This is a genomic window from Rhizobium sp. LjRoot258 (genome assembly GCF_964254185.1).
Lineage (GTDB): Bacteria > Pseudomonadota > Alphaproteobacteria > Rhizobiales > Rhizobiaceae > Rhizobium.
On record NZ_CAXUST020000002.1, the window covers coordinates 207,848 to 220,518 of the forward strand.

A 12,671-nucleotide genomic window follows, 5' to 3' on the forward strand; every position below is an offset into this window, starting at 1 on the left:
CCTCGGCGGGCGGCACCGGGTTCGGCGGCAGGCGTCTTCCGGTTCGTAGGTTCGGATGACGACATCGAACGCGACGCTCCGTTGCTCCAGCGCCACGATTTCTCCTTTGCGCGTATTAGCGCGGCACTGGAACTTTTCGTGCACCAGCCGGTTGAGCCCTTTTCTACTGGGAAAGCAGGCAGGCATGCCAAGAGGCGATAAATCCGCATATGCCGACAAATAACAAGGTCTCGGAAAGCCGAATGGCGGACCTTGGGGTCGGCCAACTGGGAAAGCGGATGGTGACAACTGACCCGGTCGGGTAGAAGAACCCTCACGCGGTCGGCCCAAAAAAGGCGCAAAGGCGCCGCCACGGCGCGTCCAGCGGCTGAGGGCAGACCATCTGATGCGAGCCACCAGGAGGGCATTCATGGCATATGAACTGTATTATTGGGATGGGATTCAGGGCCGCGGCGAGTTCGTGCGTCTGGCGCTGGAAGAAGCGCGGGCAGACTACGTCGACGTTGCCAGACAGTCCGGACGTGGGATGGGCACCGGCGTCATGCTGGAGCTGATGCAGAGCAGGCTCGAACCCCATATTCCATTCGCGCCGCCATTTCTCAAAGATGGCGATCTGATTGTCTCTCATGTCGCCAACATCCTCTTTTATCTCGGCCCGAAGCTTGGACTTGCGCCAGCGGCTGAAAAGCTCCGCTACGTCGCCAACGGCCTGCAGCTGACGATCACCGATCTGGTAGCGGAAGTGCACGACACGCATCACCCGATTGCGACATCACGCTACTACGAGGATCAGAAGGAGGAGGCGAAAGCCCGCTCCGCCGCCTTTGTCAGCGAGCGCATTCCAAAATTCCTCGGCTACTTCGAGCAGGTGCTGCAACAGAATCCCAAGGGATCAAGCCACATCGTTGGCGACACGCTTAGCTACGTCGACCTGTCCCTGTTTCAGGTGATCGAGGGCCTGCAATATGCCTTTCCAAATGCCATGAAGGCTTATGCGACTGCCTATCCAGCTTTGGCAGCGTTGCACGACGCGGTCTCAAAGCGCCCCAACCTCGCCGCCTACCTGGGCTCGGGGCGACGCCTCGCCTTCAACGAGGAAGGCATCTTTCGGCACTACCCTGAACTCGATGTTGCGACTTAGCGATATTGCATTGCCGCGGGTCGAGAGAGGCTGATAAGCTTCCAACTCGCCCCTATCTGTCCCATCATACTGCGGAGGCTGTCGCTGCCATGGCAAATCTTGCTCAATTGCTTGCATCCATGAAGATTCCGGATCTTGCCGGCAAGGCGGTGTTGATCACCGGCGCTTCGACGGGAATCGGTGCTGCCTTGGCGCGCGCTTTCGCCGCCCAGGAGATGAAGCTCGGCATTCACTACAATGCCAGCCGGGAGCCGGCCGAAGCGCTTGCCGAAGAAATCCGGGCGGCAGGCGGCACGGCGCATCTCGTGCATGGCGACGTGTCACGGGAAGGCGAGAGCGAACGCGTCGTCGAGGAGACGGCGAGAACCTTTGGGCATCTTGACGGACTGATAAACAATGCCGGCGGCATGCTCGGTCGCAAGCCAACCGCTGAATATACCGACGAGCACTATATGAAGGTGATGGATCTGAACGCTCGCTCGGTGCTCGCCGCCACACGCGCGGCCCATCCGTGGCTGAAGAAGCAGGGCGGGTTCATCATCAACACGACCTCGATTGCGGCCCGTAACGGCGGCGGCAACGGCGCCGTGCTTTATGCGGCATCAAAGGGTTTCGTTTCGACCATCACCCGCGGTCATGCCAAGGAGTTTGTTCCCGACCGCATTCGGGTCAACGCGGTGGCCCCTGGCGTCATCGCTACACCGTTTCATGAGCGCTATACGAACGACGAGCAGATGGAAATGCAGCGCAAGTCCATCCCGATGGGTTTCGTCGGGACGCCGGAGGATTGCGTCGGCGCCTACCTCTTCCTCGCATCTCCAACGCTCTCCGGTTATGTCACCGGCCAGATCATCGAGGTCAACGGCGGCCAGCTGATGCCGTAAGCGACACCGCGCAGATGGAAATCGGCGCAACGGTCCTGCCGCGCCGTTTTCTCTTGTCGCGCGTATCAGACGCGCTCAAGCGCGATCGCAATCCCCTGCCCGACACCGATGCACATGGTCGAGAGCGAGTAGCGTCCGCCGGTTTCGCGCAGTTCGACCGCTGCTGTCCCGGTGATGCGCGCGCCGGACATGCCAAGCGGATGGCCAAGCGCGATCGCTCCGCCATTGCGGTTCACCCGGCCGTCGTCCTCGGCTATGGCGAGTTCGCGCAGAACTGCCAGGCCCTGCGATGCGAAGGCTTCGTTGAGCTCGATCACATCAAACTGGGCTTGCGTCATGCCAAGCCGGGACATCAGCTTGCGCGACGCCGGAATCGGGCCGATGCCCATGATGCGCGGCGGCACGGCGGCCGCTGCTCCGCCCAGAATGCGGGCGATCGGGGTCAGTCCATACTTTCTGACCGCCGCTTCGCTGGCGATGATCAGGGCGGCAGCGCCGTCGTTGACGCCGGAGGCATTGCCGGCCGTTACCGTCCCGCCTTCCTTCTTGAAGGGAGTGGAAAGCTTGGCGAGCGCTTCCATCGTGGTCGCACGCGGATGCTCGTCCTTGTCGACGATGACAGGATCTCCCTTGCGCTGCGGAATGGTGACCGAGGTGATTTCCTTTGACAGCCGGCCGTTTGCCTGCGCAGCCGCGGCCTTGGCCTGGCTGCGTACGGCGAAGGCATCCTGATCCTCGCGCGAAACCTTATAGTCTTCGGCGACGTTCTCGCCGGTCTCCGGCATGGAATCGACGCCGTATTGCTTTTTCATGAGAGGATTGATGAAGCGCCAGCCGATCGTCGTGTCATGGATCTCGGCGTGGCGCGAAAACGCCGTCTCGGCCTTCGGAATGACGAAGGGTGCGCGCGACATGCTTTCGACGCCGCCCGCAATCATCAGCTCGGCCTCACCGGCACGGATTGCACGGGCAGCGGCGATCACCGCATCCATGCCAGAGCCGCAGAGACGATTTATCGTCGTGCCGGGTACGGAGACGGGCAGGCCAGCCAGCAGCGAAGACATGCGGGCAACGTTGCGATTGTCCTCGCCAGCCTGGTTGGCGCAGCCGAAGACCACGTCGTCGACGGCTTCCCAATCCACCTTGCCGTTGCGCTCAATGAGCGCCTTGACGGGCACGGCGCCGAGATCGTCGGCACGAACGGTTGAAAGCGAACCGCCGAAGCGGCCGATTGGGGTGCGGATATAATCGCAGATGTATGCATCAGGCATCTATGCGGTCTCCTTGTCGCCCTGATGGGCCATTTTCGTGCGCGCATTGATGTCGCGCAGCGTCATGAGTTCGGTGTCGGTCGGGACCGGCGTCTCGATGACTTGGTCGGCAAACTTGATCGACCAGCCGCAATTCTCGATAATCTGCTGCCGGCTGACGCCGCGATGGATTGAGACGACCGCAAGCTCCTTCGTCACCGCATCCGGTTCGAGAATGCAGAGATCGGTGATGACGCGGGTCGGCCCCTTCGTCGTCAGGCCGAGGCGCTCGCGGTGATTGCCGCCTTCGCCGTGGCCCATGGAGGTGATGAAGGGGAGTTTCTCGACGAAGCCGCGCTTGGAAAGCGCCATGGTGATGAAGATCTGACCGCAATTGCTGGCGATCTCGGGCGCCCCACCACCACCGGGCAGGCGTACCTTTGGATGATCATAAGGGCCGACCACCGTCGTATTCAGATTTGCGAACTTATCGATCTGGGCGCCGCCGAGAAAGCCCGTCGTGATACGGCCGCCTTGCAGCCAGTAGCGGAACATTTCCGGCACCGATACGGTGAAAAGCGCGGTGTCGCAAAGTTCGCCATCGCCGATCGACAGAGGCAGCACGTCCGGTTTGGTGCCGACCGTGCCGCTCTCGTAGATCAGCGTAATATCAGGTGCGTGCGTGAGCCGCGCAACGTTGCAGGCGGCCGAGGGTGCACCGATGCCGACGAAGCAGACGTCGTCGTTGGTCAGCGCGCGGGCCGCGGCAATGGTCATCATTTCGGTAGGGGTAAAGTCGCTCATTCTTTCTTCCTCACGCTACCTTCTTTGCATGCTTGGCAAAGTCTTCGGGGCTCGCCTGCATGACGTTCTCGTCGATCCATGCCTGGAATGTATCGCGATCGCGGGCGATCTCGTCCCAGGCGATGTAAAAGGCGTTCGAGCGCGGATAGTAGCCCTGCGCATAGGATGGGAATGCGCCGCCCGGCACGTTCGCCACAGCAGTCACGGCCCAGGTCGGCAACACGACCGAGTTTGGCGATGGCGGGTCGAGCTCCTCGACGATCTCCTCGACCGTCACGATCGAGCGCTTGGCGGCAAGCACGGCTTCCTTCTGCACGCCGACGATGCCTTCGAGCAGGACGTTTCCCTTGCGGTCGGCACGCAGCGCGTGAATGATCGTGACATCAGGGCGAATGGCCGGAACGGCGGCCAGAACTTCGCCGGTGAAGGGGCAGGTGACGGACTTGATATTCGGATTGACCTTGGGAAGATCGGCGCCGATATAGCCGCGCAATGTGGCAAACGGCAGATTGGCCGCCCCCGCCTCGTAGGCATTGGCCATGGCCGCGTGGCTGTGCTCTTCGATTTCCAAAGGCCGCGGCCAGTGGTTCTCCACCGCATCGCGGAAGCGATGCAGTGAGCCGACACCCGGATTGCCGCCCCAGGAGAACTTCATGCCGCGCGCGGCCCCAACCCCGATCAGCTGGTCGTAGAGAATGTCCGGGGTCATGCGGATCAGGTAGAGATCCTTCTTGCCCTGGCGGATCACCTCGTGGCCGGCGGCATAGGGGATGAGATGGGTGAAGCCTTCCATGGCGACGGTGTCGCCATCCCTGACGTTTTCAGCGACGGCTTCCTTCAACGATACGATCTTCGCCATGTGGCCTCCCGTAATCCGGCTGTCGAATGGGGGCCAATAAGCGCTTCTGCGAAACTGGCGTCAAATATTTTGTGCGTTATTTGACATTTGTTCGTATCTCGCACAAAGTGATCGCGAGGAGAACGGCGATGCGTGAAACAGATTTTGTCAGTGGGTTTGCCCGAGGACTGAAGGTCATCGAAGCATTCGAGGAGACACGCCAGCGCCTTTCGATTGCAGAAGCTGCGAAGCTGACCGGGCTCGAGCGCGCCACGGTGCGCCGCTCGTTGCTGACGCTCGCCGCACTTGGCTATGCCGATTACGACGGCAAGTTCTTTGCCCTGACGCCGAAGATCCTGCGGCTCGGACACGCCTATCTCTCTGCAACGCCACTGCCCGTTCTTATCCAGCCCCATCTCGATCAGCTGTCGGAGAAGGCTGGGCAGAGCGCGTCAGCTTCGGTGCTCGACGGCACCGAGATCGTCTATATCGCCCGCGCCTCGCAGCGCCGCGTCATGTCGATCAACCTGACACCCGGCAGCCGCCTGCCGGCCTTCTGCGCCTCGATGGGTCGGGTGCTGCTTGCCGCGCTCACGGAGACCGAAGCCAGGTCAATCCTTGCCCGCACCGACCTCAAGCCCAACACGCCGAATACCAAGACAGATGTGGAAGAACTAATCAGCGAGTTCCGGCGCGTGCGCGAACAGGGCTATGCGGTCATCGACCAGGAATTGGAAATCGGCCTTTGCTCGATTGCCGTGCCTGTCGAGAACGACCGCGGACAGACGGTGGCGGCGATCAATATTGGCGCACCGGCTGCCCACGCGCCCGCCGCCGATATGCCGGCCCGTTATCTGCCTCTGCTCAAAGAAACACAGAAGGCCCTGCGCCTGGTGTTGCGCTAGACGCCAAGTTTGGCCCGCTCCGCCACGCGCCATGCCCGCGGTGTCTGGCCGGCCTGTTTGAGGAAGAAGCGCGAGAAATAGGCGGGATCCGAAAACCCAAGCCGGTAGGCGATCTCCTGGACGCTGCCGAAGGTGAAGACCAGCTCGCGCTTTGCCTCGTCGAGGAGTTTGCGGGCGATCAGCTCATGTGCTCCGTGGCCGGTCGTCGCGCGCACGATCCGATTGAGGTGCGTCGGCGAAATGCCGAGCGCCCTGGCATAGAAGGCAGCCGGCTCATGCGACTTGAAATGCCGCTGGATCAGGCCGTGCAGCAGCTCCATGCGGCGCTCATTCTCATCGGCAGCCCCCTCGTCTTCCTGCTTTTCGGACGACAGCCGCGCCGTGATGAGCAGGGCCGATGTCAGATAGGACTCCAACAGATCGTTGCGCCCGGCCCGCTGCTGCGCGAATTCATGCCCCAGTCGCTGCAGGCAAGCCGCGACATAGCGGCCGTCCTCATCGTCCATGTCGAGTTTCGTCAGGTGCGGCGATGCCATCCACTCTCCGAGCCGACTGCGGTCGCCGGGAAAGGCCTTCAGATGCGAACTCAGCACCGTGATCACGAAGCCGCCAATATCCCTGGAGAAGCGAAATCCATGATCGAGGCCTGGAGGAACAGTGATCACCGACTGCGGTTCGATCGGGTGCCAGACGCTTGAGAACATCGCCTCCCCAGAACCGCTATCTATGTACAATATCTGAAAAAAACTGTCATGGCGGTGCGGCCGGATCTCCCAATGATGCAGGCTGCTCCTCGATGGAATCGTTTCGCAATGCAGCCAGAAATCCGGCTTTCCTCCGGTTTTCTCCCCGTAGAGCTCATATGTCGGAACGATCCTGGCTACCGTCGCCTCCTCTTCGTACTTTGTTCGATTAGTGCAATTTCATGATGGAATTGTCCATTGCTGACGGCCCCCTGCCTCGTCAGAATTTGGCAAAAGACAAGTGCGGGAGGACACCATGCGCACACAGGTAGCCATCATCGGCTCCGGCCCCTCGGGGCTCTTGCTCGGCCAGTTGCTCTCGCTGGCCGGTATCGACAACATCATCCTCGACCGCGTTGGAAAGGACTACATTCTTGGTCGTGTGCGCGCCGGAGTGCTGGAGGAAGGAACCGTTGGTCTCATCGACAAGGCAAAGGCCGGCGCGCGCATGCATGCCGAGGGGCTGCCGCATGATGGCTTCTCGCTTGCCTTCGACGGGCGCGATCACCGCATCGACCTCTTCGGCCTGACTGGCGGCAAGCGCGTCATGGTCTACGGGCAGACAGAAGTCACTCGGGATCTGATTAAGCAGCGCGAGATCATCGGGGCGCAGACGATCTACGAGGCGGCGAGCGTCGAGCCGCACGACTTCAACGCAGGGGTGCCTTACGTGACCTACGAGAAGGATGGCGCCACCCACCGCATAGACTGCGATTTCATCGCCGGCTGCGACGGCTTCCATGGCGCCTGTCGCAAGGCGGTGCCGGAAAAATCGCTGCGTACCTTCGAGAAGGTCTACCCTTTCGGCTGGCTCGGAATTTTGGCCGAGGTTGCTCCCGTCAACCACGAGCTGATCTATGCCAACCACCCGCGCGGATTTGCGCTTTGCTCCATGCGTTCGCAACATCGCAGCCGCTACTACATCCAGTGTCCCGTGGACGAGAGGGTTGAGGACTGGAGCGACGATCGTTTCTGGGACGAGTTGCGGCGTCGCCTGCCGGTGCACCACGCCGAGGCGCTTGTCACGGCGCCCTCCTTCGAGAAGTCGATCGCGCCGTTGCGCTCCTTCGTTGCCGAGCCGATGCGGTTCGGCCGCATGTTCCTTGTCGGCGATGCCGCCCATATCGTTCCGCCGACTGGCGCCAAAGGCCTCAATCTCGCCGCGAGCGACGTGCACTATCTGTTTGCAGGCCTCATAGAGCATTACCAGGATCGTTCGAACGCAGGCATCGACGCCTACTCGCAAAGGGCGCTTGCTCGGGTCTGGAAGGCGGTTCGTTTCTCCTGGTGGATGACGACGATGATGCACCGGTTCCCAAACACCGGTGACTTCGACCAAAAGATTCAGGAAGCCGAACTCGACTATCTCACGCATTCGCGCGCAGCCTCGACTGCGCTTGCAGAAAATTATGTCGGCCTTCCCTACTAGCTCCCCTTCCGCCATCCACGGAAGGGCGCATGGAGAGCGGCGGTGGTTAATGCGTCCCACCGCTGCTCGCCCGCTCCCGCAAGGTATCAAGAGGCGCTTGGCGCCTTCGCATCGATCGCAGCCATTGCTTCCGCGAGCGCTGCCCGCACGCGTGCGCGCTCATCGGGGTCAAGTTGCGCCACATCGAGATGAAGGTCGAGGCCCGCAAAGTGCTCACTTAGCACGCGCAGATTTTTATCGGCGCCCAACAGTCCGTTGACGGCATAGGGAACCACCTCGCGGTGAATGCCCTTCATGGTGATCGGCGGCAGGGGCGTCGCATCGACGATCTCCTTCACGAGTGCGTAGGTTTCGTAGCTGATGACAATCTTCCCACCCTCGGCAATGGATTGCAGGCGCGCGGCCAGATTGGCTTCGGCGCCGATGATCGTGTAATCCATGCGATCGCTGCTGCCGAAATTGCCGACATTGCAATACCCTGAGTTGATCCCCATTCGCACCATGAACGGTTCCTCCGTGCCGTCGAGACGCCATTTCTCCTTCAGTTCGCCAAGGCGGCGTTGCATATCGACGGCCATGCGCAGGCAAGCTTTTGCGTCTTCGACCGCGCCATTCGTTTCCGGATCGCCGAAGAATACCAATACCGCGTCGCCAATGAACTTATCGAGCGTGCCGCCATGCTTGAGTGCAATGGCAGACATTTCGGTCAGGTATTCGTTCAGCATTTCCGTCAGCGCTTCCGGCTGCAGCCGCTCGGTGGTGGCAGTGAAATCCTTGATGTCTGAAAAGAAGATAGTCAGTCGCTTGCGCTCGGTCTGTACGACGACATCCTTCTGGCCGCTGAAAATGCTCTTGTAGACCTGCGGAGACAGATAGCGCGAGATCTTCATGGAGATGCTTGCCAGAAACTCGTTGGCCGATTCCAGTTCGCGGTTGACGCCCTGAATGAGGGCGGTCTGGCGCTGCTGGAAAGCGATGAAGCCGATACCAAGCCCTGCCATAAACAAGAAATAGAGCAGCAGGTATTTGAAGGCGAATACGTTGTGGGCAAAGGGTTGCTTAATGATTACTTCCTGAATGCCGCGCACATCGCCGACTTTCCAGTCCGTCTTCGGGCTCTCCGGATGGGCGTTGTGGCAGGCGACACATGCCTCAGCCATGATGACCGGCGTCACAAGTCGAAATGTATTCGTAAAGCCGCTGCGGCTGATCTCCGTCGGCGTCTGCTTGGGATCGGCACGCAGCCCAGCCAGAGCATTCGTTTCAAAAGCATCGAGCGGATGCGGCGCTCGCCGCTTGAACGGCAGATCGGAAAGGAAACGATACGCAATATTGGCTTGCTGCTGCCGGATGACATCGCCCAGTTCGAGCGAGAGCGTCGCCGGGATCGGGATCGCTCCGGGTATGTTGGCATAATCGTGCGTCACGACCGTTGCGACGTCGCTTCCCGCCGCATGTGCTGCAAGAATGCGGCCGACGACGTTGCTGGCATAGTAGGAGCGGATGCTGGTGATCAGCGAGCTCATATCCTCCGCCTGACGTTTCACGGAGCTTTGCGAGAGCGTGCTGACGTCCATCCAAACAGCGATCGGCAAGCCCGCCAGCGAAGCCAGGATCAATAGGCTGATGAAATATCCGGTATTTCGTGCGGTCCGGCCACGATCGGTCTTCCCGGTCACGACCGGCCCCGACGAATATCAACCCGCGTTGGCGCGAAGCCGGTTTGCACAAGCGGCGTCGCCATCCGTCTATTCATGCAGTGGCTTGGGTCGAAAATCCTGCCAATCATCTGGAAACTGGGTCCTCTTCACAGATTGCCATTTTGGAAGGAGGAGCACGCGTCCATCCATGCCGTCAACTGCTCGCCGCCGGCCAATTTTGGAGGCATCGAGGGATGCTCGCCTACCCTCTCAGATCTTCCGGAACTCGAGCTCGTATATGACTTCCTCGCCGGTCGTCGGATCAACGCCCGGCGCACCGCTGATGACCAACCTCTTGCCGTCGATGGAGAATGGCCTGATCAGGTCGCTGACGCCCCAGGCCGGATTCCAGCTGGCATCGACATGGTGGATAACGCGGCCGTTATCGAACGTGTAGCTGCCGGCATAGGCGAGCATGCTATCGAATAGCGCGACTTTTTCTGAATCCGTCGGCATTTTGCCGTTGGCTCTTGGCCGTTCGCTGCTGACGACCAATGCCATCATTCTACCGTCCGGTTGATAGGATAGGAAACCAACGGGATCCGGGCCCATCGCGTCGGAAACGGCGCCGGACGAAACCACCTTGCGTTTCCAGGACACCATGCGCCAGGTTCCATGTAAAGCGACTGCACTTCCCATAGGCTCCCCCATGTGCCGTTGCATTCGGGGAGCATATCATGGGGCCAGCACGTGGAACAGGCTATGGCTTTGCCACGTCTGCGGCCGCTTCCCGCAACGTCTGCATGAGGATCGATAGCGGCAGCGAGGGGATGGCATCCGTCCGCATGGTCAGGCCGACCGGTCCCTTCGTCTCGCTTGTGTCGATTGGCAGGATCTTCAACAGGCCATCGGCGATGTCGGTGGCGACGACGCCCGTGGAAATGATCCAGATGGCGTTGCTGCTGCGCACAAAGGCGCGGCCGAAGGAGTCTGAAACTGTTTCGATCTGGTTCGGCAGGCTGGCGACGCCGTTGGCGATCAGGAAGCTCTCCACGAACGGGCGGATGATCGAGGCACGGGTGGGCATCAGGACGGTGTATTCGCCGAGGCTGGCAAACAGCGATTGCTTGCTCTTGAGCAAGGGGTGGTCGGCACGAACCGCAAAGACGACCTGCTCGGAATAGAGATGTTCAAAGGAGAAGCCGGCCATCTTCTCCGCGCCGGCAAGGCGCCCCACAACGAGATCGAGATCCCCGACCCGCAACTGCTCCAAAAGCACTGCGTTCTCCCCTGTGACGATCTTGATGCGGCTCCAGGTGTTCTCCTTGAGGAAGAGTTCCATGGCGCGTGGCATGATGCGGGTCGACACCGTTGGCAGCGCGCCGATCCGGATCGGCGGCGCCTCGCCGAAACGCTCCTGGGAGACCGAGTCGAGCCCCTGGCGCAGCGCGGTCAGCGCCGCCCCCGCGTGGCGGAGGAAGACGTCGCCATAGCGGGTGATCTTGATGCCGCGTCCATCGCGCTCGAAGACCGCGACGCCCAGCACGTCTTCCAGTTCGCGGATCGTCTTTGTCACCGCCGGCTGGCTTACATTGAGCAGTTCGGCAGCCTTCATCACGCTTTTCTGACGCGCGACCTCGACAAACGTCTGCAGATGACGAAACTTTACGCGACTGTCGACCACGTTTTCATAACTCCTGAGTTATCGAAATGCCACGAAATATCATTTTACCTAACCAGATTAAACATTCAATTTGAACCTGGGTCTGCGCAGGATCTTTCATCAGTCGACCGCGACTTGTTGGATTTGCGCGGAGAGGAGATTGGCCGTGCAATTTGCCCGCATCAACGACATTGCGATCCACTATCAGCTGATTGGAGGTCCCCCCGACAAGCCCGTCATCGTCTTTGCCAACTCGCTCGGGACGGATTTCCGCATCTGGCGTGACGTCATCGTGCGGCTGGCTGGGGACTATGCGATCGTTGTCTACGACAAGCGCGGCCACGGTCTTTCCGATGTCGGCCAGGTTCCCTATTCGATCGAGGACCATGCCTCAGACCTTGCCGGTCTGCTCGATCTTCTGGCGGTGAAGCAGGCTTTCATATGTGGGCTTTCCGTGGGCGGGCTGATCGCGCAGGCGCTCTACAAGGCGCGTCCAGACATGGTGCAGGGGTTGATCCTTTGCGACACCGCCCACAAGATCGGCACGGCCGAGAGTTGGAATGCCCGGATTGCCACCGTCGCCAGCAAGGGGATCGGCAGTATCGTCGATGGCGTCATGAAGCTCTGGTTCACGCCGGCCTTCCGGCGACCGGAAAACACGGCCTATCACGGCTACCGCAATATGCTCGTGCGCCAGCCGGTGGAAGGCTATCTCGCCACCTGCGAGGCAATTCGCGATGCCGACTATACGGAGGCGGCGGCCAAGATAAGTGCTCCGACGATCTGCATTGTCGGAGACCAGGATGGCTCCACGCCGCCTGACCTCGTGAAGTCGACCGCTAAGCTTATTCCCAATGCCTCCTTCGAGATTATCCGCGACGCCGGCCATATCCCTTGCGTCGAGCAGCCGGACGTGCTGACCGCAATCATCCGGGCATTCATCGATTCCGCATCGCATGGAGAAAAGAACCCATGAGTGAACTCCCGCCATCGGAGCGCTTTGAGCAGGGGATGGCCACGCGCCGTGCCGTGCTCGGCGACGCCCATGTCGACCGTGCAGTGGCAAGCTCGACGCCATTCGACAAGCCGTTTCAAGACCTGATCACGGAAGCCGCCTGGGGACACGTCTGGTCGCGTCCGACGCTAACGCGCCGCGAGCGATCGATCGTAACCATTGCTGTCCTGGCCGCGCTCGGCCAGGACGACGAGGTGGCGATGCACGTTCGCGCCACGGCCAACACCGGCGCCTCTCGCGACGACATTTGCGAAGCGCTGCTGCATGTGGCGATCTATGCCGGCGTACCCGCCGCCAATCACGCCATCAAGATCGCCAAGCATGTTTTCGAACAGATGGACGCCGGCAAGGCGCCCTGA

At 60.8% G+C, this 12,671-nt stretch carries 13 protein-coding genes; 6 read left to right on the plus strand and 7 right to left on the minus strand.

Going from position 1 to position 12,671, the window contains the following annotated elements:
• The first annotated feature begins 409 nt into the window (after positions 1-409).
• Positions 410-1,141, plus strand: coding sequence for a glutathione S-transferase (locus ACSQ9D_RS21875; RefSeq protein ID WP_436284067.1), 732 nt, complete (start codon positions 410-412; stop codon positions 1,139-1,141).
• A gap of 89 nt (positions 1,142-1,230) precedes the next feature.
• The gene (locus ACSQ9D_RS21880; RefSeq protein ID WP_037118624.1) at positions 1,231-2,025 is read left to right on the plus strand and encodes an SDR family NAD(P)-dependent oxidoreductase; all 795 of its coding nucleotides are present in this window, start codon (positions 1,231-1,233) and stop codon (positions 2,023-2,025) included.
• 65 nt (positions 2,026-2,090) lie between these two features.
• Here the strand turns inward: ACSQ9D_RS21880 and pcaF are convergent, their stop codons facing one another.
• From pcaF to ACSQ9D_RS21895, 3 genes are read right to left on the minus strand one after another with little or no spacing between them, the layout of a single operon-like run.
• The gene (pcaF, locus tag ACSQ9D_RS21885) at positions 2,091-3,296 is read right to left on the minus strand and encodes a 3-oxoadipyl-CoA thiolase (protein ID WP_436284068.1); all 1,206 of its coding nucleotides are present in this window, start codon (positions 3,294-3,296) and stop codon (positions 2,091-2,093) included.
• Positions 3,297-4,079 (minus strand): CoA-transferase subunit beta, encoded by a 783-nt coding sequence (locus ACSQ9D_RS21890; RefSeq protein ID WP_436284069.1) that lies wholly within the window; start codon positions 4,077-4,079, stop codon positions 3,297-3,299. It abuts the gene before it with no gap.
• Positions 4,080-4,089: 10 nt separating this feature from the next.
• Complete coding sequence (locus ACSQ9D_RS21895; protein WP_436284070.1) at positions 4,090-4,938, minus strand: CoA transferase subunit A; 849 nt, start codon at positions 4,936-4,938, stop codon at positions 4,090-4,092.
• A gap of 128 nt (positions 4,939-5,066) precedes the next feature.
• Here ACSQ9D_RS21895 and ACSQ9D_RS21900 point away from each other — a divergent pair, with 128 nt between their 5' ends.
• Complete coding sequence (locus tag ACSQ9D_RS21900; protein WP_436284071.1) at positions 5,067-5,822, plus strand: IclR family transcriptional regulator domain-containing protein; 756 nt, start codon at positions 5,067-5,069, stop codon at positions 5,820-5,822.
• Here ACSQ9D_RS21900 and ACSQ9D_RS21905 read toward each other — a convergent pair.
• Entirely contained in the window at positions 5,819-6,697 is an 879-nt protein-coding gene (locus tag ACSQ9D_RS21905; RefSeq protein WP_436285140.1) for a helix-turn-helix domain-containing protein, read from the minus strand. The genes ACSQ9D_RS21900 and ACSQ9D_RS21905 overlap by 4 nt on opposite strands.
• A gap of 124 nt (positions 6,698-6,821) precedes the next feature.
• Here ACSQ9D_RS21905 and pobA point away from each other — a divergent pair, with 124 nt between their 5' ends.
• Positions 6,822-7,994 (plus strand): 4-hydroxybenzoate 3-monooxygenase, encoded by a 1,173-nt coding sequence (gene pobA / locus ACSQ9D_RS21910; protein WP_436284072.1) that lies wholly within the window; start codon positions 6,822-6,824, stop codon positions 7,992-7,994.
• 86 nt (positions 7,995-8,080) lie between these two features.
• Here the strand turns inward: pobA and ACSQ9D_RS21915 are convergent, their stop codons facing one another.
• From ACSQ9D_RS21915 to pcaQ, 3 genes are all read right to left on the minus strand, one after another.
• Positions 8,081-9,673 (minus strand): adenylate/guanylate cyclase domain-containing protein, encoded by a 1,593-nt coding sequence (locus ACSQ9D_RS21915; RefSeq protein WP_436284073.1) that lies wholly within the window; start codon positions 9,671-9,673, stop codon positions 8,081-8,083.
• A gap of 231 nt (positions 9,674-9,904) precedes the next feature.
• Positions 9,905-10,333 (minus strand): lipocalin-like domain-containing protein, encoded by a 429-nt coding sequence (locus tag ACSQ9D_RS21920; RefSeq protein ID WP_436284074.1) that lies wholly within the window; start codon positions 10,331-10,333, stop codon positions 9,905-9,907.
• A gap of 61 nt (positions 10,334-10,394) precedes the next feature.
• A complete protein-coding gene (gene pcaQ, locus ACSQ9D_RS21925; RefSeq protein ID WP_436284075.1) occupies positions 10,395-11,318 on the minus strand; it encodes a pca operon transcription factor PcaQ in 924 nt (307 codons plus the stop codon).
• 145 nt (positions 11,319-11,463) lie between these two features.
• On the opposite strand from pcaQ, the gene pcaD reads away from it, so the two are divergent.
• Together pcaD and pcaC are read left to right on the plus strand one after the other, a co-directional pair.
• Positions 11,464-12,273, plus strand: coding sequence for a 3-oxoadipate enol-lactonase (gene pcaD / locus ACSQ9D_RS21930; RefSeq protein ID WP_436284076.1), 810 nt, complete (start codon positions 11,464-11,466; stop codon positions 12,271-12,273).
• Positions 12,270-12,671 (plus strand): 4-carboxymuconolactone decarboxylase, encoded by a 402-nt coding sequence (gene pcaC, locus ACSQ9D_RS21935; protein ID WP_436284077.1) that lies wholly within the window; start codon positions 12,270-12,272, stop codon positions 12,669-12,671. Before pcaD ends, pcaC begins: the two co-directional genes overlap by 4 nt.

Coding starts and splice junctions, on each gene's coding strand:
- ACSQ9D_RS21875 (WP_436284067.1), top strand. CDS start 410: ATGGCATATGAACTGTATTATTGGGATGGGATTCAGGGCCGCGGCGAG.
- ACSQ9D_RS21880 (WP_037118624.1), top strand. CDS start 1,231: ATGGCAAATCTTGCTCAATTGCTTGCATCCATGAAGATTCCGGATCTT.
- pcaF (WP_436284068.1), bottom strand. CDS start 3,296: ATGCCTGATGCATACATCTGCGATTATATCCGCACCCCAATCGGCCGC.
- ACSQ9D_RS21890 (WP_436284069.1), bottom strand. CDS start 4,079: ATGAGCGACTTTACCCCTACCGAAATGATGACCATTGCCGCGGCCCGC.
- ACSQ9D_RS21895 (WP_436284070.1), bottom strand. CDS start 4,938: ATGGCGAAGATCGTATCGTTGAAGGAAGCCGTCGCTGAAAACGTCAGG.
- ACSQ9D_RS21900 (WP_436284071.1), top strand. CDS start 5,067: ATGCGTGAAACAGATTTTGTCAGTGGGTTTGCCCGAGGACTGAAGGTC.
- pobA (WP_436284072.1), top strand. CDS start 6,822: ATGCGCACACAGGTAGCCATCATCGGCTCCGGCCCCTCGGGGCTCTTG.
- ACSQ9D_RS21920 (WP_436284074.1), bottom strand. CDS start 10,333: ATGGGAAGTGCAGTCGCTTTACATGGAACCTGGCGCATGGTGTCCTGG.
- pcaC (WP_436284077.1), top strand. CDS start 12,270: ATGAGTGAACTCCCGCCATCGGAGCGCTTTGAGCAGGGGATGGCCACG.